20 protein-coding genes are annotated in these 21123 nt (G+C 68.5%); 10 read left to right on the top strand and 10 right to left on the bottom strand.

The window, feature by feature from the left end:
* Window positions 1-39 precede the first annotated feature (39 nt).
* The 6 genes from F3J10_RS23105 to F3J10_RS23080 all read right to left on the bottom strand — a co-directional run bounded on the left by F3J10_RS23105 (window position 40) and on the right by F3J10_RS23080 (window position 4682).
* On the bottom strand, window positions 40-1035 hold the full coding sequence (locus tag F3J10_RS23105; RefSeq protein ID WP_166912824.1) for a biotin-dependent carboxyltransferase family protein: 996 nt from the start codon (window positions 1033-1035) through the stop codon (window positions 40-42).
* Window positions 1025-1900, bottom strand: coding sequence for an allophanate hydrolase subunit 1 (locus F3J10_RS23100; protein ID WP_166912825.1), 876 nt, complete (start codon window positions 1898-1900; stop codon window positions 1025-1027). Before F3J10_RS23100 ends, F3J10_RS23105 begins: the two co-directional genes overlap by 11 nt.
* A complete protein-coding gene (locus F3J10_RS23095) occupies window positions 1897-3348 on the bottom strand; it encodes an acetyl-CoA carboxylase biotin carboxylase subunit (protein WP_167243076.1) in 1452 nt (483 codons plus the stop codon). Before F3J10_RS23095 ends, F3J10_RS23100 begins: the two co-directional genes overlap by 4 nt.
* Complete coding sequence (locus tag F3J10_RS23090; RefSeq protein ID WP_167243071.1) at window positions 3348-3596, bottom strand: acetyl-CoA carboxylase; 249 nt, start codon at window positions 3594-3596, stop codon at window positions 3348-3350. Before F3J10_RS23090 ends, F3J10_RS23095 begins: the two co-directional genes overlap by 1 nt.
* A gap of 35 nt (window positions 3597-3631) precedes the next feature.
* Complete coding sequence (locus tag F3J10_RS23085; RefSeq protein WP_167243070.1) at window positions 3632-4411, bottom strand: 5-oxoprolinase subunit PxpA; 780 nt, start codon at window positions 4409-4411, stop codon at window positions 3632-3634.
* A gap of 127 nt (window positions 4412-4538) precedes the next feature.
* Window positions 4539-4682, bottom strand: coding sequence for a hypothetical protein (locus F3J10_RS23080; protein ID WP_167243069.1), 144 nt, complete (start codon window positions 4680-4682; stop codon window positions 4539-4541).
* On the opposite strand from F3J10_RS23080, the gene F3J10_RS23075 reads away from it, so the two are divergent.
* Window positions 4681-5598, top strand: coding sequence for a LysR family transcriptional regulator (locus tag F3J10_RS23075; protein ID WP_013698637.1), 918 nt, complete (start codon window positions 4681-4683; stop codon window positions 5596-5598). The two genes, F3J10_RS23080 and F3J10_RS23075, sit on opposite strands and share 2 nt — an antisense overlap.
* A 77-nt stretch (window positions 5599-5675) precedes the next feature.
* On the opposite strand, the gene F3J10_RS23070 is transcribed toward F3J10_RS23075, so the two are convergent.
* A complete protein-coding gene (locus F3J10_RS23070; RefSeq protein WP_240155688.1) occupies window positions 5676-6308 on the bottom strand; it encodes a GNAT family N-acetyltransferase in 633 nt (210 codons plus the stop codon).
* 3 nt (window positions 6309-6311) lie between these two features.
* On the opposite strand from F3J10_RS23070, the gene F3J10_RS23065 reads away from it, so the two are divergent.
* On the top strand, window positions 6312-7277 hold the full coding sequence (locus F3J10_RS23065) for a LysR family transcriptional regulator (RefSeq protein ID WP_240155687.1): 966 nt from the start codon (window positions 6312-6314) through the stop codon (window positions 7275-7277).
* Between the two features lie 122 nt (window positions 7278-7399).
* Window positions 7400-7894: a GNAT family N-acetyltransferase gene (locus F3J10_RS23060; RefSeq protein WP_166912830.1), complete on the top strand. Its 495-nt coding sequence runs from the start codon at window positions 7400-7402 to the stop codon at window positions 7892-7894.
* A gap of 31 nt (window positions 7895-7925) precedes the next feature.
* Here the strand turns inward: F3J10_RS23060 and F3J10_RS23055 are convergent, their stop codons facing one another.
* Window positions 7926-9218, bottom strand: coding sequence for an NAD(P)/FAD-dependent oxidoreductase (locus tag F3J10_RS23055; protein WP_025101682.1), 1293 nt, complete (start codon window positions 9216-9218; stop codon window positions 7926-7928).
* Between the two features lie 137 nt (window positions 9219-9355).
* Here F3J10_RS23055 and F3J10_RS23050 point away from each other — a divergent pair, with 137 nt between their 5' ends.
* Window positions 9356-10027 carry a TetR/AcrR family transcriptional regulator gene (locus F3J10_RS23050; RefSeq protein ID WP_167243066.1) on the top strand — a complete coding sequence of 224 codons (672 nt, stop codon included), beginning with the start codon at window positions 9356-9358 and terminating at the stop codon, window positions 10025-10027.
* 48 nt (window positions 10028-10075) lie between these two features.
* On the opposite strand, the gene F3J10_RS23045 is transcribed toward F3J10_RS23050, so the two are convergent.
* A complete protein-coding gene (locus F3J10_RS23045) occupies window positions 10076-11050 on the bottom strand; it encodes a response regulator transcription factor (protein WP_205194112.1) in 975 nt (324 codons plus the stop codon).
* Window positions 11043-14591, bottom strand: a complete 3549-nt coding sequence (locus F3J10_RS23040; protein WP_167243075.1) for an ATP-binding protein — start codon at window positions 14589-14591, stop codon at window positions 11043-11045. Before F3J10_RS23040 ends, F3J10_RS23045 begins: the two co-directional genes overlap by 8 nt.
* Before the next feature lie 187 nt (window positions 14592-14778).
* Between F3J10_RS23040 and urtA the strand changes: the two genes are divergently transcribed.
* From urtA to fmdA, 6 genes are all read left to right on the top strand, one after another.
* The gene (gene urtA, locus F3J10_RS23035) at window positions 14779-16047 is read left to right on the top strand and encodes an urea ABC transporter substrate-binding protein (RefSeq protein ID WP_025101687.1); all 1269 of its coding nucleotides are present in this window, start codon (window positions 14779-14781) and stop codon (window positions 16045-16047) included.
* Between the two features lie 99 nt (window positions 16048-16146).
* Window positions 16147-17064, top strand: a complete 918-nt coding sequence (gene urtB / locus F3J10_RS23030) for an urea ABC transporter permease subunit UrtB (protein ID WP_025101688.1) — start codon at window positions 16147-16149, stop codon at window positions 17062-17064.
* Window positions 17065-17127: 63 nt separating this feature from the next.
* Window positions 17128-18318 (top strand): urea ABC transporter permease subunit UrtC, encoded by a 1191-nt coding sequence (gene urtC, locus F3J10_RS23025; RefSeq protein ID WP_166912832.1) that lies wholly within the window; start codon window positions 17128-17130, stop codon window positions 18316-18318.
* Window positions 18319-18320: 2 nt separating this feature from the next.
* On the top strand, window positions 18321-19064 hold the full coding sequence (gene urtD, locus F3J10_RS23020; RefSeq protein WP_025101690.1) for an urea ABC transporter ATP-binding protein UrtD: 744 nt from the start codon (window positions 18321-18323) through the stop codon (window positions 19062-19064).
* A 30-nt stretch (window positions 19065-19094) separates the two neighbouring features.
* A complete protein-coding gene (gene urtE / locus F3J10_RS23015) occupies window positions 19095-19784 on the top strand; it encodes an urea ABC transporter ATP-binding subunit UrtE (protein ID WP_167243065.1) in 690 nt (229 codons plus the stop codon).
* A gap of 67 nt (window positions 19785-19851) precedes the next feature.
* The coding region (fmdA, locus tag F3J10_RS23010) for a formamidase (RefSeq protein ID WP_240155686.1) at window positions 19852-21123 on the top strand (1272 nt) is incomplete at its 3' end.

Raw genomic sequence — 21123 nt, 5'->3', positions numbered from 1 at the left:
CGAGCAGGGCGATCTGCCCGTCGCGGCCGCGTCGTCGTGCTATCGCAGCAGCACGTCGCGCAGGCGGGCCAGCCGCAGTTGCGCGTCGCGCCGTGCAGCCAGCGCCTGGGACATCGTCACGGAAACGAAACGCGCCTGGTGGTTCGGCTGCATCTGGCCGATCAGGTCGAGGTCGGCGCTGATCACCGTGCCGATGGTCGCGTAGCCGCCGCCGGACACGGCGTCGCGATGCAGGATGATCGGCTCGAGGCCGGCGGGCACCTGGATCGAGCCGATCGGATAACAGGCGTCGACGATGTTCGACGGATCGGCGCCGGCGCCGAACGGCTGCTCGCGCGGCCGGAAGCCGAGCGGGCGGCCCTGCTTGTAGCGATAGCCGATGCGGTCGGCCTCGGGGGCGACGGTCCAGGTGTCCTCGAAGAAGGTCCGGGCCGATTCGTCGGTGAGCCGGTGGTGATAGAGGCCCGGCAGCACGCGCAGCGCCACCTCGCGAGCCAGCGGCGTGCGCAGGCGCTCGGGCAGCGCGGTGCCTTCGCGCGCCGGCCCGCGATCGCGGCCGATGGCGAGCTGGTCGCCCTTCTGCAGGCGCCGCCCCTGGTGGCCGCCGAAGGCCCCCAGCGCATAGGTCGAGCGGCTGCCGAGCACCACCGGCACGTCGATGCCGCCGGCCACGGCCAGGCAGGCGCGCGCGCCGCCCTTCACGTACTCGAAGCTCAGCGTGCTGCCCGCCTTGATGCGCAGCGCCACGTTGCAGGCCTGGAGCACGCCGTCGATCTTCGGCTGCATGTCGGCGCCGGTCACGGCGATCAGCGCCTCGGCATGGAACAGCAGTTGCGGGCCGAGCAGGGTGCATTCCAGCGCCGCGGCGCTTTCGTGGTTGCCGACCAGCAGGTTGGCCGCGCGCAGCGCGTATTGGTCGAGCGCCCCGGAAGGCGGGATGCCGACGCGGTAATAACCGGGCCGGCCGGTATCCTGCACCGAGGTGGCGAGCCCGGGCTTGACGACCTCGATGGCGGGACGGGAATCAGTCGGCATGGAGCACCTCGACCAATGAACGGTTGTACGCGTCCTGATCGCGCAGGAAGGATTCGAGCGAGAAGTTCACCTCGCGCACGCGCAGCGAGAAGCTGCCCGCTTCCACGGCCGCCACGGCCGCGTCGTAGGCGGCGCGGTCGATCGGCTTGAACTTGACGATGTCGCCGGGGCGGAAGAACACCATGAAGTCGCGCAGGTAGTCGAGCCGCTGCTCGGGATCGAAGATCGGCGCCGGGGTGACGCCGAACATCTGATAGCCGCCCGCGCCGCGCACCGAGTAGATGCAACCGAAGCAGCCGCCATGGCCGACCGTCAGCTTCGGCGTGTCGGTCCTCGGCCGCACGTACTTCGGCACCTGCAACTGCCGCTCGCGCTCGACCATCTGGAACATGAAGGGCAGGCCCGCCACGAAACCCACCATCGACACGAACCAGGGCGAACCGGAATGCGCGGCGATGAACTCGTCGACATCGCGCTTGCCGTTGATCCGGGCCGCGTATTCCAGGTCGGTCGAATCCGGGTCCTGGTGGCGCTCGCGAAAGCGCATCAGCGTCTCGTGGGTCCAGGGGTCGTTGTACAGCACCGGGATCTCGATGATGCGGGTGGCGATCTCCAGTTGCGCGTCGCCGGTTTCCGCCTCGATCTGCTTGAGCAGGGCCAGCAGCGCCTCAGGATCGACGATGTCCGGATCGTAGCGAACCTGGTAGGAGGCATTGGCCGGGCAGATGTCGACGATGCCGGGCACCGCGCGCCGTTGCAGCTCGCGCGTGATCGCGGTGCCCTTGAAGAAGGCGTCGAGCGACATGTCCTCGCTGATCTCGACGAAGATGAATTCGTCGCCGCCGAAGGTGTAGCGCGTGGTCATGCGGCCTCCTCGCGAGGCCCGGCAGCAGCGGCGAGCCGCTCGCGCCAGGCCGGGATCCAGGCTTCCAGGAAATTGGTGTGATAGCGCCCGGCGCGCACGTCGGGGTCGGCCAGCAGGGCGCAATGCAGTTGCGCGGTGGTCTTCACGCCGCCGACATGCAGCTCCGCGAGCGCGCGCTCGAGCCTCGCCAGCGCGGCCGGCCGGCTTTCGTCGGCGACGATCAGCTTGGCCAGCAGCGAGTCGTAGAACGGCGGCACCGTGTAGCCCTGGAACAGCATCGAGTCGATGCGCACGCCGGGGCCGGTCGGCCAGGCGAGTTCGTCGATGCGGCCCGGGCTCGGCCGGAAGTCCTGCACCGGATCTTCCGCGTTGATCCGGCATTCGATCGCCGCGCCGCGCGCCACGATCTGGTCCTGGCTCAGGCGCAGGGGCTCGCCGTCGGCGATGCGCAGCGTTTCGCGCAGGAGGTCGACGCCGGTGATCGCCTCGGTGACCGGGTGCTCGACCTGGATGCGCGTGTTCATCTCGATGAAATAGAACTCGCCGCGCGTCTCGTCGAACAGGTATTCGAGCGTGCCCGCGCTGCGATAGGCGACCTGGCGCGCGAGCCGCGTGGCCGAGGCGCACAGCGCCTGGCGCAGTTCCGGCGTGAGCGAGGGCGAGGGCGCCTCCTCCATGATCTTCTGGCGGCGCCGCTGCAGCGAGCATTCGCGCTCGAACAGATGCACCACCTCGCGGCCGTCGCCGAGCACCTGCACCTCGATATGGCGGGCCCGCGCGATGAAGCGCTCCAGGTACACGCCGCCGTTGCCGAAGGCGGCCTGCGCCTCGCGCTGCGCCAGCGGCAGCTCGGCGTCGAGCTGGGCCGCGTCGTGCGCGACGCGGATGCCGCGACCGCCGCCGCCGGCCGCGGCCTTGATCATGATCGGATAAGCGATTTTCGCGGCGATCCCGCGTGCCTCGTCGAGCGACAGCACCACGCCGTTGCTGCCCGGCACGGTCGGCACGCCGGCGCGCTGCGCGGTTTCGCGGGCCTTGGCCTTGTCGCCCATGGTGGCGATCACCGCCGGCGAGGGGCCGACGAAGATCAGCCCGGCCGCTTCGACCTGGGCCGCGAAGTCCGCGTTCTCCGACAAAAAGCCGTAGCCGGGATGGATCGCGTCGGCGCCGCATTGTTGCGCGGCGGCGAGGATGGCCGCCGGATTCAGGTAGCTCTTGGCTGCGTGCGAGGAGCCGATGGGGATCGCTTCGTCGGCCAGGCGCGCGGCCAGGCTGTCGCGATCGGCATCGCTGACCACCGCCACGGCGCGCATGCCGAGTTCGTGTGCCGCGCGGATCACGCGCACGGCGATCTCGCCGCGATTGGCGACCAGCACGGTGCGAATCCGCTTCGGTCGATAGAAGGCCGCGCCGGCGGCGCTGTCGTGGGGCGTGTTCGACGGATTCATCATGCTCCGGCCTCGATGCGCATCAGGACCTGGCCGGCATCGACCGGCTCGCCGTCCTCGGCCAGGATTTCCGCGATGCGGCCCGCCGCGCCCGCCTCGACGTCGTTGAACTGCTTCATCACCTCGACCAGTCCCACCACCGTGTCGCCGTCGACCGGCGTGCCGACCTCGACATAGGGCGCGGCGTCCGGCGAGGCGCGCCGATAGAAGGTGCCGGGCAGGGGGCTGACGATCTCGTGTTGTGCCATCTGGGTAGTCCTCATCGATATTCGGGGCGCGCGGTTCAGCGCGCGACGGGGTAGCTCGGCGCGGCCACCCGGATGTCGTGCGCCGTGAGCGCCGCGCGCGTGGCCTCGACCAGTTGCAGCGCGCCGGGCGTGTCGCTGTGGATGCAGACCGAGTCGAAGTCGATCTCGATGTCCTCGCCGTCGACCGTCGCGACGCGCCCCTCGACGCAGGCGCGCAGCACCTTGGTGGCCACCTGCATGGGGTCGAGCCGGCCTACCCGGCGCGTGAAGACGATCGAGCCGCTGCGGTCGTAGTCGCGGTCGGCGTAGAACTCGCGCACCACCGGCTGGCCGAGTTCGCGGGCGATCCGGTAGGTCACCGAGGCTTCCATGCAATACAACAGCAGGGTCGGGTCGAGCCGCTGCAGCGTCTCCACCAGCAGGCGCGACAGGTTCTCGTCGCGCGCGGCCAGCATGTAGAGCGCGCCGTGAGGCTTGACGTGCTGCACGCTCACGTCGTGCAGGCGCGCGAATTCACGCAGCGCGCCGAGCTGGAACACGATGTCGTTGACCAGCGTCTGCGGCGTCTCGGTGAGCGTGCGGCGGCCGAAGCCGACCAGGTCGCGAAAGCCCGGATGCGCGCCCACGCCGACGCCCGCCTGGCGGGCGAGCTGCACGGTGCGCGCCATGATGTTGGGGTCGCCGGCGTGGAAGCCGGTGGCGATATTGGCCGAGCTGATGAGCGGCATGATCTCCTCGTCGACGCCATCGCCGACGGTCCATACCCCAAAGCCTTCCCCCATGTCGGAGTTCAGGTCGACGCGGTGTTTCTTCATGCTGGCGTTCTCCTCGATGCGGGGCGCGGACGCGGCCGGCAAGCCGCGTTCACCCCATCGAGAAGCACAGTAGCCGCTGGCCGCCGGTCAAAATAGTTCTATTTTTATATGGCACCGTATCTGTTTTTCAGATGGGGCGGTCGCCGCCGGAATGCGTGAAAATCGGCGCGGAGCCAGTCGCCAGGGGCGTATCGACCGCCTCGCGCCCGATGGATTTTGGTGGGAATAAGATATCGGCTATCTCGATATCGATTTTTCGGATGATTGCCATGGCCTTGACGCTGCGCCAGCTGAAGTATTTCGTCGCGACCGCCGAACTCGGCCAGATCTCCCAGGCGGCGATTCAACTGACGATTTCGCAGTCGGCGGTCACCAACGCGATCAAGGAGCTGGAGGACAGCCTCGGTACCCAGCTCTTCATGCGCACCGCGACGGGCGTGACCCTCACCACCACGGGGCGCCGCTTCCTCAACCAGGCCTACACGATCCTCGCCTCGGTCGACGAGGCGATGCGCATCCCGAACCTGGAAAGCACGCTGAGCGGCACGCTCACGCTGGCCGCCAGCTACACCGTGCTCGGTTATTTCCTGCCGCATCACCTGCAGCGCATGAGCACCCTGTATCCGCGCCTGAACATCCAGCTGCACGAGCTCAATCGCGAGTCGATCGAGGAAGGCCTGATCACCGATCGCTACGACATGGCCGTGCTGCTGACCTCCAACGTCGCGAATCCGGAGCTGATGCTCGAGCCGGTGATTCATTCGCCGCGGCGTCTCTGGCTGTGCGCGCAGCATCCGCTGCTCAAGCGCGAGAACGTCACGCTGGCCGACGTGGCGGCCGAACCCTTCGTGATGCTGACCGTCGACGAGGCCGCCTACACGGCCCTGCGCTACTGGAACGAAACGCCGTACCGGCCGAACGTGAAGCTGCGCACGTCCTCGGTCGAGGCGGTGCGCAGCATGGTGGCCAACGGCAGCGGCGTGGCGATCCTGTCGGACATGGTGTATCGGCCCTGGTCGCTGGAAGGGCGGCGCATCGAGACCATGCAGCTGCGCGATCCGGTGCCGCCGATGAGCGTGGGGCTCGCCTGGCGCCGCAACGCCGAACTGAGCCCGGCGATGCTGGCCGTGCGCGAGTATTTCCGGCACACCTTCATGGAGCCGCGCCCGTTGACGGGCGGCGCCTGAGACGGGGGAGGGCGGTGTTCCGGCGCTGTCATGGCCGCTCGCGTCACCGTCGTCCGGGAAGCAGCGAGCGCGCGCGTTTATCCGGCCGAGTAGCGGTAATGGCGATAACCGTCCGCCTCGTGGGTGAACGCGAAGCCGGCGGTTTCATACAGTTGCCGGGCGGGGTTGTCGGCCTTCACGCCGAGCACCAGCTCGAGCGGGCCGTGCGAGCGGGCGTCCTCGATATAGGCGTCGAGCAGCTTGCGCGCGATACCGCGGCGCCGATGCGCCTCGACGACATGGATCGAGGCAAGCACGGCCTGCTCGCCGTGGCGTTCCCAGAAGCAATAGCCGATCGGCGTGCCCTGCTGCTCAGCCACATACATGAAGGGCAGGCCGCGGATCCATTGGCGCAGATGCGCGCCCATGGCTCGGCGCCAGCCGGCTTCCTGTTCGGGTTCGATGGCCAGGATGTAGGCCAGCTCGCCTTCGTAAAGCAATGGCAGGTCGTCCACGCGCGCGCGGCGAATCGAGTAGGGCGGCGTGCCGGGGCTGTCTGGTTCGTGGCTGTCGATGGGATGGCGATTCATGAGGTTCGAAGTGGCTCGGTGGATGCCGATGCGTGATTGAACCTGAATTCGGGGCAGGAAAACAATCATCCCGATGTGCTTGGGTCCTGGCGAGCGCCGCCAATGCTGTGCATACTGCATCTCTCGTCTCAAAAAATGCATGTCATGCACGACGCTCTCCGCCGTCTCGACCTGAACCTGTTGCTCGTGCTCGACGCGCTGCACCGCCATCGCAGCGTGGCGGCGGCCGCCGACGAGCTGGCCCTGAGCGCCTCGGCCTGCAGCCACGCGTTGTCGCGCCTGCGCACGCGCTTCAACGACGAGCTGTTCGTGCGCTACGGCAGCGCGATGCAGCCCACGGCCCTGGCCGACCAGATCGCGCCGGCCGTCTCCGACGCGCTGCGCCTGCTGTCGGACCACCTCGGCGCGGCCGGCCCGTTCGTGCCCGCCAGCAGCACCCAGGTGTTCACGCTGGCGGCCACCGATTTCACGGCCTTCGCGGTACTGCCGGGCCTGATGGCCCGCCTGCAGGCGCAGGCGCCCGAGCTGCGGGTGAACGTCGTGTATTCGAGCCATCGCGATGCCCTGGAGGATCTCGCTGCCGGCCGCGCGCATTTCGCGCTCGGATTCTCCGACGAGGAAGGGCCTTCCGGCGAGGGCGTCGAGTCCTTCGCCTGCTACACCGACGACTATGTGGTCGTCGCGCGCCAGCCGCATCCGCGCATCGCGGGTTCGCTCCCGCTCGAAACCTACCTGGCGGAGAAACACGTGGCGGTGCTGCCCTGGGCGAGTTCGGGCAGCATCATCGATGCGGTGCTGGCGCGCGGCGGACATCGGCGCCAGGTCGCCGTCTGCCTGCCGAGCGTGCTGGCCGCGCCCTTCATCGTCGCGAACACGGAGCTGCTGCTCACCTTGCCGCGTCGCGCGGCCGAGGCCTTGAGCCGGGCCACGCCGCTGGCGCTGTTCCCGACGCCGTTCGCGAGCCCCGACTACACCCTGCGCGTGTATTTCCACGCCCGTCATGCCGGCACGCCCGCGCATGCCTGGATGCGCGAGCAACTGCGGCAGGCGCTGGAGGCGGCGAATCTTCCGCTGCCCGCGAAGCTACGGAAAAAGCGGCGCGGAACCTGAGGCTCGGCCGAGCGGCAAACTGCATGGCATACAGCCGCCCATGAAGAAGTTTCAGCGCGCGGTTCGCCCCGGCGCCCTATGATCGCGTGCTTGGAATCGATTGGATTGGACAGGTACCCGGGATGAACCACGAACTCCACCTGCGCGAGGCGCTGCCGACCGACGTGGATCGCTGCTACGCGATCGAGATCTCGGCCTACGAGGGCGACGAGGCGGCCACGCGCGAGAAGATCGCCACGCGCATCGCGCAATATCCGCGGGGATTTCTCGTCCTGGAGCGCGAGGGCCGCGTGATCGGTTTCATCAATTCGGGCTGTGCCCACCAGGTGGTGATGTCGGACGAGGCCTTCAAGGAACTGGTCGGGCACGACGCCGAGGCGCCCAACGTGGTGATCATGTCGGTGGTGCTGGACCCCGCCGAACAGGGCAAGGGCTATGCGAAGCTGCTGATGGACAGCTTCGTGGCGCGCATGCGGGCGATGGACAAGGCCACCATCCACCTGATGTGCAAGGACCGCCACGTCGAGCTGTATCGCAAGCTCGGTTACCAGTACGTGAAGCCTTCGGAATCGGACCATGGCGGCATGGCCTGGCACGAGATGGTGATGCCGCTCTGAGCCGCGCCCGCGCGCGCCAGGCTCGTGACGCCTAGGTCATCCGGATCGTGGGCCGCACGCAGCCGTTCAGGCGTTCGGCGCTCCACAGCAGGGCCGACTTCCTCAGGCCATGCAACGCGTATTGATGCTGGCGATACAGCATCGCGTGGCTCAGTTGTGCGAAACGTCCCTTGATGAAGCCGCCGCGGAAGAAGCCGAACTGCCCGAGCGTGCCGAAGGCGTTGTAGTCGCTGATCGACACCAGCGCGCCGAGATCCTGGAAGTGGAACTCGGGCAGGGGCTTGCCCTCGAGCCAGGCGGGCAGGTGCCTGGCCAGGAAGCGCGCCTGCTGCGTCGCCACCTGGGCGGTGGGCGGCAGCGGGCGCTCCCGGCCGGCCGGCGTGTAGCTCGCGCAATCGCCGAGCGCGAAGATGTGCTCGTCGTCCACGCTCTGCAAGGTCGCCCCGATCGCGACCTGGTTGGAGCGATTGACCTCGATGCCGGCCAGCTGGCCGAGGAAGGTCGGTGCCTTCACGCCGGCCGACCAGACCATGATGTCGGCCGGCTGGCTGCCGCCGTCGGCGAGCTGCAGGCCATCGGGCCCGGCCGCCGTCACGCGTGTTCCGGTGTGCACCTCGAAGCCGATCTGGCGCAGTTGCGCCTCGCTCGATTTCGACACGGTTTCCGGAAACGCCGCGAGGATGCGCGGCCCGCTTTCATACAAGGACAGCTTGAGCCGCTCGCGTATCGCCGGGTCGCCGTAGCTGCTCGCCACCTCGAGCAGGTGGCTCAACTCCGCGGCCAGTTCCACTCCCGTCGCGCCGGCACCGACGATCGACACGCGCAGGTCGCGGTTCATCACCACGCTCTGGAAGATGCGCACGCGCAGCGCCTCGTTGAAGGCCTCGGCCTCGACCTGGTTGTCGATGAAGTGGCAATGGCTGGTCACGCCCGGTGTGCCGAAATCGTTGGCGCGGCTGCCCACCGCGAGAATCAGCACGTCGTAGCCGATCCGGCGCGGCCCGATCAGGGTCTCGCCGGCCGAGGTCTCGATCGCGGCCAGGTCGATCTCGCGCGTGGCGCGATCGATGCCGACCATCTCGCCGGGCTGGTAGGTGAAGCCGTGTTCGCGCGCATGCGCGAGGAAGATCACCTGCTGCTGCTGGATCTCGCGCGTGCCGGCGGCGATCGTGTGCAGCATCGGTTTCCAGATATGCGTGGGGCTCTTGTCGATCAGGGTCACGTCGGCGCGCTGCTTGCGCCCGAGCGTGTCGCCCAGGCGCGTGGCCAGCAACAGGCCCGCAATGCCGCCGCCCACGACGACGATTCTCGGTCGGTGTTTCATCGCGATTTATTCATCATGTGTTGAATTCGACGGACGATGGTAAGGGCAGGCCTTGTTCGCTGTCAATGCGAGGGAGGCTGCCGGGTAGGAGGCAAGGGTTAAACTTCGTCATTTCCCGGTTTGCCGATCTCGACCCGATGAAGTCCCCGAACGATTCCCTGGATGCCGCCGCGACGGCCACCCAACGACGCCGCGCGCGCGGCCGGCCCGCCGCCAGCGACGCGGGCGGTGCCGACGTGCTGCTGCGCAATGCGCGCGCGGCCTTCGCCAAGGGCGGCTATCACGCCACCAGCGCGCGCGAGATCGCGCGCATCTCCGGCGTCGACGCGGCGCTGGTCGGCCATCATTTCGGTTCGAAGGAAACCTTGTGGGCGGCCGTGGTCGAGCAGATCGCCGACGAAGTGGCGCCGATGATCGAGCGCATCCGCGCGTTGCACGAGATGCCGGAGCTGTCGCCACGCGAGCGCGTGGAGCAGGCGATGGCGTTTTTCATCGACCAGGTGTTCGCCATGCCCGATGTCGGCATGTTCTTCTCGACGGCCGCCACCGAGCACGGCGAGCGGCTCGATTTCCTGATCGATCGCCTGGTGCGCCCGGTTCACGACGTGTTCCTGCCGCTGATCTCACGCGCCATGAAGGCCGGCGAGATGCCCGCGCGCGACCCCGAGATCCTGTTCTCGATGATCGCCAACGGCGTCAGCAAGACCGTCTCCTACAGCCACGTGCTGGCTGCGTTCTCGTCCCTGCCGGCGCGGCCGGCCGCCTTCAAGCGCGAAGTGCTGGCAACCGCGATCGCGATGCTCGGCTAGGCCGCCGTCGCACGCGCACCGCCGAGCCCGTGCCGCGAGCCCCCGGCCTCAAGCGCGTCCCACCGCCTTCACCGCCAGCGCCGCGGCGGCCGAGCGCGTCTCCACATGCAGCTTGCGGAACAGGTGCTCGAGGTGCTTGTTGACGGTGCGCGGCGCCATGTCGAGGATGTCGCCGATATCGCGATTGGTCTTGCCGCGCGAGACCCACAGCAGCACCTCGGCCTCGCGCGTGGTCAGCCCGAAGCGTTCGAGGAGGGCCGCCACCTGGGCGCCGTCGTCCCAGGCTTCCAGCACGATCACCCATTCGCCCTGCTCGCGCGTGCCGCTCACGCGCGCCGAGCGGCGCACGCCGCCGTCGGCGGTCTCATGCACGGCATCCTCGGGGCAGCCCTGTTCCAGCCATTGCGCGAACCAGCGCGCCAGCGGCGGCGGCAGTTTCGCGCGCGCCACCGACAGGCCCGCCTCGCGCCCGAGCGGGTCGTAGCCGGCCAGCCGCGGCGCGGCCTGCGGGCTCTGCCAGCGGATCGCCGCCGCGCCGTCGACGATCACCGCCGCGCGCGCGTCGAGCCCGAGCACCGTGTCGGCGTAACGCTGCGCGCGCGAGCGCTGCACATGGGCGGCGATGCGCGCGCAGACTTCCTCGGGGCGCACCGGCTTGGTCACGTAGTCGATGCCGCCCACGCGAAAGCCCTGCACCACGTGCTCGCTCTCGGCCAGCGCCGTCATGAAGATCACCGGCAGGTGCTCGTGGCGCCGGTCGAGCTTGAGGCGCCGGCAGGTCTCGAAGCCGTCGAGCCCCGGCATCATCGCGTCGAGCAGCACCACGTCGGGCGTGACGCGCGCCAGGCACTTCAGCGCGTCGTCGCCGCTGAGCGCCACCAGCACCGCGTAACCGTCGGCGCGCAGCGTGTCGGACAGCAGGGCGAGGTTGTCGGGCGTGTCGTCGACGATCAGCACCACGGGCCGGTTGCCGAGCACGCCGGGCAGCGCGGCATCGGGGAGCGGGCGCGCGGCTTCAGTCATCGGCGCCGAGCGGGAGACGGTCAAGCTCATGCTCGAAATCCTTCAGTTGGAACAGTTCGGCGCGCTCGCGCAGCGCGGCCAGCGCCGGGGCGAGACCGGGCCGGCGCGCGACGGCCGCGTCGAGCGCCTCGATCAGGCCTTGCACGTAGCCGACGTCGAGCAGGGTTTTCAGTTGCGCGTGGATCGCGCGGGGCAGGGGCGGCGGCGCGACCGCGAAGGCGGGTTCCTCGGCCGCCGCGGGCGAACCGCTCGTGATCGATGACGCGGCCGCCGCCGTCATCGCATGGCCGCCGGCTGCCGCGCGCTCGATGCGCGTGGCCGTCGACGCCGCGGCGCTCGCTTGCGCCGGCCCCTCGTCCTTCATCACCCATTCGAGTTCGAGCAGGGCCGCCAGCTTGTCGAGCAGCACCGGCACCTGCACGGGCTTGACGAGGTAGTCGTCGCAGCCGATCGCGATCGCGCGCTCGCGATCGTCGGCGAAGGCATTGGCCGACAGCAGCATGATCGGCGCGGCCGAGATGCGCCGCTCGCGGATCAGCCGGCTGGTCTCGTAGCCGTCCATGGCGGGCATCGAGATGTCCATCAGGATCGCGTCGGCGGCCTGCGTGCCGAGCCAGCGCAGCGCGTCGATGCCGCTGCCGGCCTCGACGATCCCGAAGCCGAGCGGCGCGAGCATCTGCACGACGATCGCGCGCTGGTCGGGCAGGTCGTCGACGATCAGCAGGGTGCGCCGCGGCCCGCGATAACCGCCGATATCGGCCAGCTCGGTGCGCGCGGGCGCGGCGCTGCGCACCGCCGGCGCGAACACCTTGACCACGAAGCGCGTGCCGCGTCCCGGCTCGCTGTCCACCTCCAGGCTGCCGCCCAGCGCGTGCGTGAGCAGCTTGCAGATGGTCAGGCCCAGCCCCGCGCCGTGATCGTGCGCGCTGGCGGTGGTGCCGCGCTCGAAGGGCAGGAACAGCCGCTCCATCTCCTCGGGCGCGATGCCGGGGCCGGTGTCGACCACCTCGAAGGTCAGCGTGTCGAGCGCGTGGCCCACGCGCAGCGTCACGCCGCCCGCCTGCGTGAAGCGGATCGCGTTGCCGATCAGGTTGGTGAGGATCTGGCTCAGGCACTTCTGGTCGGTCTTGACGGTGGGCGGCAGCCAGCCGGCCGGCTGCACCGCGAACTCGAGCGCCTTCTCGACCGCCTGCGGGCGCAGCATCGAATTCATCTGCGTGAGGAAGTCGGGCAGCGAGATCGGCGCGATGTTCAGCTGCAGCTTGCCGGCCTCGATGCGCGCCACGTCGAGCAGGCCGTCGACCAGCGCGAGCAGGTGCTCGCCGCTGCGGTGGATGGTGCGGATCGCGTTGAGCCGCGCGCTGGGGATCTCCTCGCGCGCCTGCAGCAGCAGTTGCGCGTAGCCGAGGATGCTGTTGAGCGGCGTGCGCAACTCGTGGCTCAAGCCCGTCACGTAGCGGCTCTTGGCGCTGTTGGCGGCTTCCGCCGCGGCTCGCGCGCGCTTGAGCGCGGCGTCGGTCTTCTGGTGCGCCTCGATCTCGTGCATCAGCAGCTCGGTCTGGCGCTGCGATTCCTCCTGCGTGACGCGCCGGTTCTCGCGCTCCAGCACCAGCCACCAGGCGGCGATGCCGCCGATCAGCGCGAGCGCGACGAACACCTTCACATAGGCGTTGGCGAGTTCGCGCCAGGCCACCGAGCCCGGCGTGGCCAGCGAATCGGCGCTCTGCGACCAGATCAGGTAGAGCACCGTGGCCAGCAGCAGCGAGATCGCCAGCAGCAGGCTCAGGTAGTGGGCCAGGCGCAGCCCGGTGGCGCCGAGCCGCGCGTTCGGGAACAGGCGGTGCAGCACCCGGTCGAGCTGCGCGCCGAGCCGCGCATGCGGCTTGCAGCGATCGTGGCAGCGCGAATCGAGCGAGCAGCACAGCGAGCAGATGGTGCCGCCGTAGGCGGGGCAGTGGGCCGTGTCCTCGTGCTCGAAGTCGTTCTCGCAGATCGCGCAGCGGCGCAGGCCGCCGGGCGGCCCCGGCTCGGCCTGGCGCGCCAGGTAGTAGCGCCCGCGCGTGGCGATCGCGATCGCCGGCGCGCTCACGAAGGCCACGCCCAGCGCGATGAAGGGCGACATGGCGCGCGCCAGCTCGCCGAACGCGCCGCCGTGCGCGAGCATCGCCACCACGGTGGCGATCGTCATCGCGCCCACCCCGACCGGGTTGATGTCGTACAGGTGGGCGCGCTTGAACTCGATGTCGCGCGGGCTGTAGCCGAGCGGCTTGTTGACCACCAGGTCCGCGAACAGCGCGCCCACCCAGGCGATCGCCACGTTGGCGTACATCGACAGCACCTTGCCGATCGCCTCGAACACGCCCATCTCCACCAGCAGCAGCGCGATCAGCACGTTGAACACCAGCCACACCACGCGCCCCGGATGGCTGTGCGTGAGCCGCGCGAAGAAGTTCGACCAGGCCAGCGACCCCGCGTAGGCATTGGTTACGTTGATCTTCAACTGGGAGACGATCACGAACAGCACGGCGGCCGGCACCGCCCAGGACGCCAGCCCCAGCGGGTCGAGCAGCAGGTGGTAGGCGAGCAGGTACATCTGGGTGGGCTGCGCGGCCTGGGTGGCGTCGATCTCGTGCTGGATCGCGATGAAGGCGAGGAAGGCGCCGCCCAGCATCTTCAGCGCGCCCGGCACGATCCAGCCGGGCCCGGCGCTGAGCAGCGCGATCCACCAGCGCCGCCGGTTGCGCGCGGTGAGCGGCGGCAGGAAGCGCAGGTAGTCGACCTGCTCGCCGACCTGCACGATCAGCGCGAACACCACGGTGGCGGCCTGGCCGAAGGCGATCGCGCTGAACGCGCGGCCCTCGGGCGCGAAGCCTGCGAAGGTGGTCCATTCGCGCAGCAGCCCGGGGTGGTGCCAGAGCACCGCGCCGTAGGGCAGCACGAACAGCACCAGCCACAGCGGCTGGGTCCAGCTCTGCAGCCGGTTGATCAGCGTGATGCCGAACATCACGATCGGGATCACCACCAGCGAGCTGATCACGTAGGCCAGGCCGATCGAGATCGGGAACACCAACTGCAGCGCGAGCGACATGATGGCCGCTTCCAGCGCGAAGAAGATGAAGGTGAAGCTCGCGTAGAGCAGCGAGGTGACGGTCGAGCCGATATAGCCGAAGCCGGCGCCGCGCGTGAGCAGGTCCATGTCGACGCCGTGGCGCGCCGCGTAGTAGCTGATCGGCAGGCTGGTCAGCCAGATCAGCAGCGACACCGCCGCGATCGCGCAGACCGCGTTGGTGAAGCCGTAGTCGATCACCAGGCTGCCGCCGATCGCCTCCAGCACCAGGAACGAGACCGCGCCGATCGCGGTGTTCGCGACCCGGAATTCCGACCAGCGGCGAAACGAGCTGGGCGTGTAGCGCAGCGCGTAGTCCTCCAGCGTCTCGTCGCCGACCCAGGCGTTGTAGTCGCGGCGCACCTTGACGATGCGCTGCGTGATCGGCCGGAGATCGGGCCCCGCGGCGGGCTCGGGGGCGACGGACTGGTGCATCGGAGCCATGTCGGGTGATCCAGGTTGGTGCGCGGATGGCGGGCGGGATGCGTCACGCAAGTTACATTCCAGGCGCGCCTCGGGATATACGTCAATCGACGTATTCCGGTGCTTTATTTGGCTTCCTACATTCCGCTCCACACGCCGGCCACCTGCTCCGGCGGACCGAACCGACAAGGAGAACGGGATGTCCATGGACGATCGACACGATGACGAAGCCCCCTCGGCGCTGCGCCGGCGCCTGATCGGCAGCCTCGCGGCCGCCCCGCTGATGGCGCTGGGCCTGCCGCGCGCGGCCAGCGCGCAAACCCCGCCGACCGCCAAGGTCAACACCACCAAGCTCGCTGTTACTGACACCACGGTGACGGTCGGCCAGCTGCACTCGGCCACCGGCACCATGGCGATCTCCGAGACGGGCTCGATCCAGGCCGAGCGCCTGGCGATCGAGCAGATCAACGCGATGGGCGGCGTGCTGGGCCGCAAGATCCAGATCATCCAGGAAGACGGTGCCTCGGACTGGCCGACCTTCGCGGAGAAATCCAAGAAGCTGCTGGAGAACGACCACGTGGCCGCCGTGTTCGGCTGCTGGACCTCGGCCTCGCGCAAGGCGGTGCTGCCGATCTTCGAGAAGGACAACGGCCTGCTGTACTACCCGACCTTCTACGAAGGCCTCGAGCAGTCGAAGAACGTGTTCTACACCGGCCAGGAAGCGACCCAGCAGATCCTCTGGGCGCTCGACTGGGCCTCCAACACCAAGAAGGCCAAGAGCTTCTTCCTGGTCGGCTCCGACTACATCTGGCCGCGCACCTCGAACAAGATCGCGCGCCGCCATATCGAGCAGCACCTGCATGCCAAGGTGGTCGGCGAGGAGTACTACCCGCTGGGCACCACCGACTTCTACTCGCTGATGAACAAGATCAAGCTGGCCCGGCCGGATTGCATCTTCACGACCGTGGTGGGCGGCTCGAACGTGGCCTTCTACAAGCAGTTGAAGGCGGCCGGCATCACGCCGCAGAAGCAGTTCCTGCTGACCCTGTCGGTCACCGAGGACGAGGTGCTCGGCATCGGCGGCGAGAACTTCGCGGGTTTCTATTCCTCGATGAAGTATTTCGAGTCGCTCACCAACGACAACAACAAGACCTTCGTGCAGGCCTTCAAGGCGCGCTACGGCCAGAAGGCCGTGATCGGCGACGTCACCCAGGCCGCCTACCTCGGGCCCTGGATCTGGAAGGCCGCTTGCGAGCGCGCCGGCAGCTTCGACGTCGACAAGGTGGTGGCCGCCTCGGCCGGCATCGAGCTGAAGAACGCGCCGCAGGGTTACGCCAAGGTCGACGCGAACCATCACCTCTGGAGCCGTTCGCTGATCGGCGAGGGGCAGGCCGACGGCCAGTTCAAGGTGGTGGCGCAATCCACCGACCCGATCCAGCCGAACCCGTTCCCGAAGGGCTACATGTAAGCGGCGCGGGCTACGCCGCCCGCGCCCGTCCCGCCATCGCGCCTTGCGCCTAGCCGACGCGCGGCGGCCGCTTGCGGCCACCGCGCGAGGAGAAAACCGATGTCCGCCAACGACATTTTCAATATCACCCTGATGCAGGGTTTCGCCGGCCTGAGCCTGTTCAGCGTGCTGCTGCTGATGGGCCTGGGTCTCGCCGTGATCTTCGGCCAGATGGGCGTGATCAACATGGCCCACGGCGAGTTCATGACGATCGGCGCGTACACGGTCTACCTGTTCTCCTGGTTTGCGCAGAACGTCTGGCACGGCTTCACGCCGGTCTATTTCTTCGTGGCGATCGTGGCGGCCTTCTTCATCGCCTTCGCCGCGGGCTGGCTGGCCGAATGGGCGCTGATCCGCCATCTGTACCGGCGCCCGCTCGACACGCTGCTGGCCACCTGGGGCCTGAGCCTCGGCATGCAGCAGGTGTTCCGCTCCGCGTTCGGTCCGAAGGAGGTGAGCCCCGCGCTGCCCGACTGGCTGATGGGTTCCTGGGAGCCCGCGCAAGGGCTCGACATCCCCGTGAGCGGCATGTTCGTGATGGGCCTCGCGCTGATCATGACGGGCGGGCTGCTGCTGGCGCTGTACCGCTCGCGCTGGGGCCTGAGGGTGCGCGCCACGGTGGCGAACCGGCCGATGGCCAACGCCGCCGGCATCAATACGCGGCTCACCGACCGCATGACCTTCGCGATCGGTTGCGGGGTGGCCGGCGTGGCCGGCGCGGCCTTCACGGCGATCGGCTCGACCGGCCCCACCAGCGGCTCGCTCTACATCGTCGACTCGTTCCTGGTGGTGACCTTCGGCGGCGCGGCCAGCCTGCTGGGCACGGTGGCCTCGGCCTTCGGCATCGCGCAGATGCAGTCGATCAGCGAGTTCTTCCTGTCCGGCTCGACCGCGCGCGTGCTGACCCTGCTGACCGTGGTGATCATCCTGATGCTGCGCCCGCAAGGCCTGTTCGCCTCCAAGGTGCGCCGCGCCTGAGCGCGGGCGAGCCGCTTCACGACCCGTTCAACCGAATTCCGACCTCCCCACCGGAGAGCCATCATGGAACCCATCCAACCTGTCGCCGGCACCACCGGCGCCGCCACCGGCACCGCGGCGGCGCCCGCCGGCCGGGCCCGCCCCGGCGGCTGGCGCGCGCTGGCGCGCCGCGCCGACGCCTCCGGCTATGCCGGCATCGTGCTGCTGGCGATCCTGATCGTCGTGGTGTTTCCGCTCGCGCTCGACGCGTTTCGCCTGAACCTGATGGGCAAGTACCTGACCTATGCCTTCGTGGCGGTGGGCCTGGTGATCGCCTGGGGCTACGGCGGCGTGCTGAGCCTGGGGCAGGGCGTGTTCTTCGGCCTGGGCGGCTACGCCATGGCGATGTTTCTCAAGCTCGAATCGTCCGATCCGATCTCGACGAAGACCCAGACCACGCCGGGCATTCCCGACTTCATGGACTGGAACCAGCTGACCGCGCTGCCGGCCTGGTGGAAGCCCTTCCACTCGCTGCCGTTCTCGATCCTCGCGGTGCTGGTGGTGCCCACCCTGCTGGCCTTCGTGGTCGGCTTCGCGATGTTCAAGCGGCGCGTGGGCGGGGTCTATTTCGCGATCATCACGCAGGCGGTGGCGCTGATCCTCTCGGTGCTGATCATCGGCCAGCAGGGCTACACCGGCGGCGTGAACGGCATCACCGACCTGCGCACGCTGCTGGGCTGGAACATCCAGGGCAACTCGGCCAAGTACGTGCTGTATTTCGTCAACGCGGCGCTGCTGATCGGCGCGATGCTGGCCTGCCGCTGGATCCAGCGCGGCAAGGTGGGCACCTTGCTGCTGGCGATGCGCGACAAGGAGGACCGGGTGCGCTTCTCCGGCTACGACGTGGCGATGTTCAAGGTCTTCGCGTTCTGCGTGGCCGCCATGCTGGCGGCGATCGGCGGCGCGATGTTCACGCTGCAGGTCGGCTTCATGTCGCCGTCCTTCGTCGGTATCGTGCCCTCGATCGAGATGGTGATCTACGCGGCGGTGGGCGGGCGCATGTCGGTGGTGGGCGCGGTGGTCGGCACGATCCTGGTCAACCTCGGCAAGACCTGGTTCTCGGAGAGCTTCCCGAACCTGTGGCTGTACCTGATGGCCGCGATGTTCATCGGCGTGGTGATGGCCTTCCCGAACGGCCTGGCCGGCCTCTACGAGGCGCACCTGCGCGCGCGCCTGCGTCGCTGGCTCGGCGACACCACCCAGCGGGGGGCATGACCATGAGCAATACCGACTTCCTGCTGGCGGTGGAGGACCTGAGCGTGTCCTTCGACGGCTTCAAGGCGATCGACTCGCTGAACCTCTACCTGGAGCGCGGCGAGCTGCGCGTGGTGATCGGCCCGAACGGCGCCGGCAAGACCACCTTGCTCGACCTGATCTGCGGCAAGACCCGCGAGACCGGCGGCAGCATCAAGTTCCGCAACGAGGAGATCACCCAGCTCGCCGAGTACCGGCGCGTGCGCAAGGGCATCGGCCGCAAGTTCCAGACGCCGTCGATCTACGAGAACCTGTCGGTCTCGCAGAACCTCGAGGTGTCCTATCCGCGCGGGCGCGGCGTGTTCGGCGCGCTGGCCTTCAGGCGCGACGCCGAGGTGAGCGACCGGGTGCTGGCGGTGGCCGAGGAGATCGGCCTGGCCGCCGCGCTCGACCTGGAGGCAGGGCTGCTTTCGCACGGCCAGAAGCAGTGGCTGGAGATCGGCATGCTGCTGATGCAGGACCCCGAACTATTGATGCTCGACGAGCCGATCGCCGGCATGAGCGTGAAGGAGCGCGAGATCACCGCCGAGCTGCTCGGGCGCATCTGCCAGCAGCGCTCGATGATCGTGATCGAGCACGACATGGCCTTCGTCGAGCGCATCGCGCACAAGGTCACCGTGATGCACCAGGGCAGGATCCTCGCCGAGGGGCCGATGGCCAAGGTGCAGGCCGACCCGCGCGTGATCGACGTCTATCTCGGCCACTGAATCTCGCCTACTGAACTGGAGGAACCCCGGATGCTCGAAGTCGACGATCTCGTCGTCAGTTACGGCCAGAGCGAGGTGCTGCACGGCATCGGCTTCTCGGTCGGCACGCGCGAAAGCGTGGCGGTGATGGGCCGCAACGGCATGGGCAAGACCACGCTGTTCAAGGCGCTGATCGGCATGCTGCCGGCCAGCCGCGGCAGCGTGAAAGTGGGCGGCGCCGACGTCTCCAGGGACGAGAGCTTCCGGCGCGTGGCGCGCGGCATCGGCTACGTGCCGCAGGGCCGGCAGATCTTCGCCTCGCTGACGGTGGAGGAGAACATCCGCACCGGCCTGGAGAACGCGAAATCGCAAACCGTGCCCGACGATCTCTACGCGCTGTTCCCGGTGCTGTTCGACATGCGCCGCCGCAAGGGCGGCAACCTCTCGGGCGGCCAGCAGCAGCAACTGGCGATCGCGCGGGCGCTGGCCACCGATCCCAAGGTGCTGCTGCTCGACGAGCCCACCGAGGGCATCCAGCCTTCGGTGATCAAGGACATCGCCAAGGCTCTGAACCAGATCCGCGCCACGCGCGACATCGCGATGGTGGTGTCCGAGCAGGTGCTGAGCTTCGCGCTGGAGGTGGCCGACCGGCTGTTCGTGATCGAGGGCGGCCGTTTCGTCCACCAGAGCACGCGCGAGGCCGGCGACACCGATCGCATCCGCGAATACCTGTCCGTCTGAGGGCGCGCCGCCCGAGGCGCGCCATCCCCATTCATTGCCGCAATTGCCGAAGCGAGGAGCACACGAGATGACCGATACCCTGATCAAGGTCGACCTGAACCAGTCCGCCTACGAGAACGCCCAAGTCCACAACCGCTGGCACCCCGACATTCCGATGGCCTGCTGGGTCAAGCCCGGCGACGACTTCATCCTGGAGACCTACGACTGGACCGGCGGCTTCATCAAGAACGACGACAGCGCCGACGACGTGCGCGACATCGACCTGTCGATCGTGCACTTCCTGTCGGGACCGGTGGGCGTGAAGGGCGCCGAGCCGGGCGACCTGCTGGTGGTGGACCTGCTCGACATCGGCGCGAAGTCCGACAGCCAGTGGGGCTTCAACGGCTTCTTCTCGAAGACCAACGGCGGCGGTTTCCTGACCGAGCATTTCCCCTCGGCGCAGAAGTCGATCTGGGATTTCCACGGCATGTACACCAGCTCGCGGCATATCCCCGGCGTGAACTTCGCGGGCCTGATCCACCCGGGCCTGATCGGCTGCCTGCCCGATCCCAAGCTGCTGGAAACCTGGAACGCGCGCGAGACCGGCCTGATCGCCACCGACCCCGAGCGCGTGCCGCCGCTGGCCAATCCGCCGTTCGCGGCCACCGCGCACATGGGCAGCCTGAGCGGCGAGGCCAAGGCCCGCGCCGCCGCCGAGGGCGCGCGCACCGTGCCGCCGCGCGAGCATGGCGGCAACTGCGATATCAAGGACCTGTCGCGCGGCTCGAAGGTGTTCTTCCCGGTCTACGTCGACGGCGCGGGCCTCTCGGTGGGCGACCTGCACTTCAGCCAGGGCGACGGCGAGATCACCTTCTGCGGCGCGATCGAGATGGCCGGCTGGGTCCACATGCGCGTGAACCTGATCAAGGGCGGCATGGCCAAGTACGGGATCCGCAACCCGGTGTTCCAGCCCAGCCCGATCACGCCGAACTACAACGACTACCTGATCTTCGAGGGCATCTCGGTCGACGAGACGGGCGGCCAGCACTACCTCGACGTGACGGTGGCCTATCGGCAGGCCTGCCTGAACGCGATCGAGTACCTGAAGAAGTTCGGCTACTCGGGCGCGCAGGCCTATTCGCTGCTCGGCTGCGCGCCGGTGCAGGGGCATATCAGCGGCGTGGTCGACATCCCGAACGCCTGCGCCACGCTCTGGCTGCCCACCCAGATCTTCGACGAGGGTTCGCAGGCGGTGGAGCGGCTGGTCGGCACGATGAACCAGATCGCCGCGAATTCGACGCGCATCGCCGAGATCACCTCGCTGATCGACAGCATCGCCTTCCAGACCAACATCCTCTCG

The organism is Burkholderia sp. Cy-637 (assembly GCF_011753175.1).
Classification (GTDB): Bacteria; Pseudomonadota; Gammaproteobacteria; order Burkholderiales; family Burkholderiaceae; genus Burkholderia; species Burkholderia gladioli.
Note: the sequence above shows the minus strand (reverse complement) of the source record. Positions and strands in the feature narration are given on the sequence as shown.

Bases quoted from the DNA above. Each gene is read 5' to 3' on its own strand.
- F3J10_RS23105 (WP_166912824.1), bottom strand. From the start codon at position 1,035: ATGCCGACTGATTCCCGTCCCGCCATCGAGGTCGTCAAGCCCGGGCTC.
- F3J10_RS23100 (WP_166912825.1), bottom strand. From the start codon at position 1,900: ATGACCACGCGCTACACCTTCGGCGGCGACGAATTCATCTTCGTCGAG.
- F3J10_RS23095 (WP_167243076.1), bottom strand. From the start codon at position 3,348: ATGAATCCGTCGAACACGCCCCACGACAGCGCCGCCGGCGCGGCCTTC.
- F3J10_RS23090 (WP_167243071.1), bottom strand. From the start codon at position 3,596: ATGGCACAACACGAGATCGTCAGCCCCCTGCCCGGCACCTTCTATCGG.
- F3J10_RS23085 (WP_167243070.1), bottom strand. From the start codon at position 4,411: ATGAAGAAACACCGCGTCGACCTGAACTCCGACATGGGGGAAGGCTTT.
- F3J10_RS23075 (WP_013698637.1), top strand. From the start codon at position 4,681: ATGGCCTTGACGCTGCGCCAGCTGAAGTATTTCGTCGCGACCGCCGAA.
- F3J10_RS23080 (WP_167243069.1), bottom strand. From the start codon at position 4,682: ATGGCAATCATCCGAAAAATCGATATCGAGATAGCCGATATCTTATTC.
- F3J10_RS23070 (WP_240155688.1), bottom strand. From the start codon at position 6,308: ATGCATTTTTTGAGACGAGAGATGCAGTATGCACAGCATTGGCGGCGC.
- F3J10_RS23065 (WP_240155687.1), top strand. From the start codon at position 6,312: ATGCACGACGCTCTCCGCCGTCTCGACCTGAACCTGTTGCTCGTGCTC.
- F3J10_RS23060 (WP_166912830.1), top strand. From the start codon at position 7,400: ATGAACCACGAACTCCACCTGCGCGAGGCGCTGCCGACCGACGTGGAT.
- F3J10_RS23055 (WP_025101682.1), bottom strand. From the start codon at position 9,218: ATGAAACACCGACCGAGAATCGTCGTCGTGGGCGGCGGCATTGCGGGC.
- F3J10_RS23050 (WP_167243066.1), top strand. From the start codon at position 9,356: ATGAAGTCCCCGAACGATTCCCTGGATGCCGCCGCGACGGCCACCCAA.
- F3J10_RS23045 (WP_205194112.1), bottom strand. From the start codon at position 11,050: ATGACTGAAGCCGCGCGCCCGCTCCCCGATGCCGCGCTGCCCGGCGTG.
- F3J10_RS23040 (WP_167243075.1), bottom strand. From the start codon at position 14,591: ATGCACCAGTCCGTCGCCCCCGAGCCCGCCGCGGGGCCCGATCTCCGG.
- urtA (WP_025101687.1), top strand. From the start codon at position 14,779: ATGTCCATGGACGATCGACACGATGACGAAGCCCCCTCGGCGCTGCGC.
- urtB (WP_025101688.1), top strand. From the start codon at position 16,147: ATGTCCGCCAACGACATTTTCAATATCACCCTGATGCAGGGTTTCGCC.
- urtC (WP_166912832.1), top strand. From the start codon at position 17,128: ATGGAACCCATCCAACCTGTCGCCGGCACCACCGGCGCCGCCACCGGC.
- urtD (WP_025101690.1), top strand. From the start codon at position 18,321: ATGAGCAATACCGACTTCCTGCTGGCGGTGGAGGACCTGAGCGTGTCC.
- urtE (WP_167243065.1), top strand. From the start codon at position 19,095: ATGCTCGAAGTCGACGATCTCGTCGTCAGTTACGGCCAGAGCGAGGTG.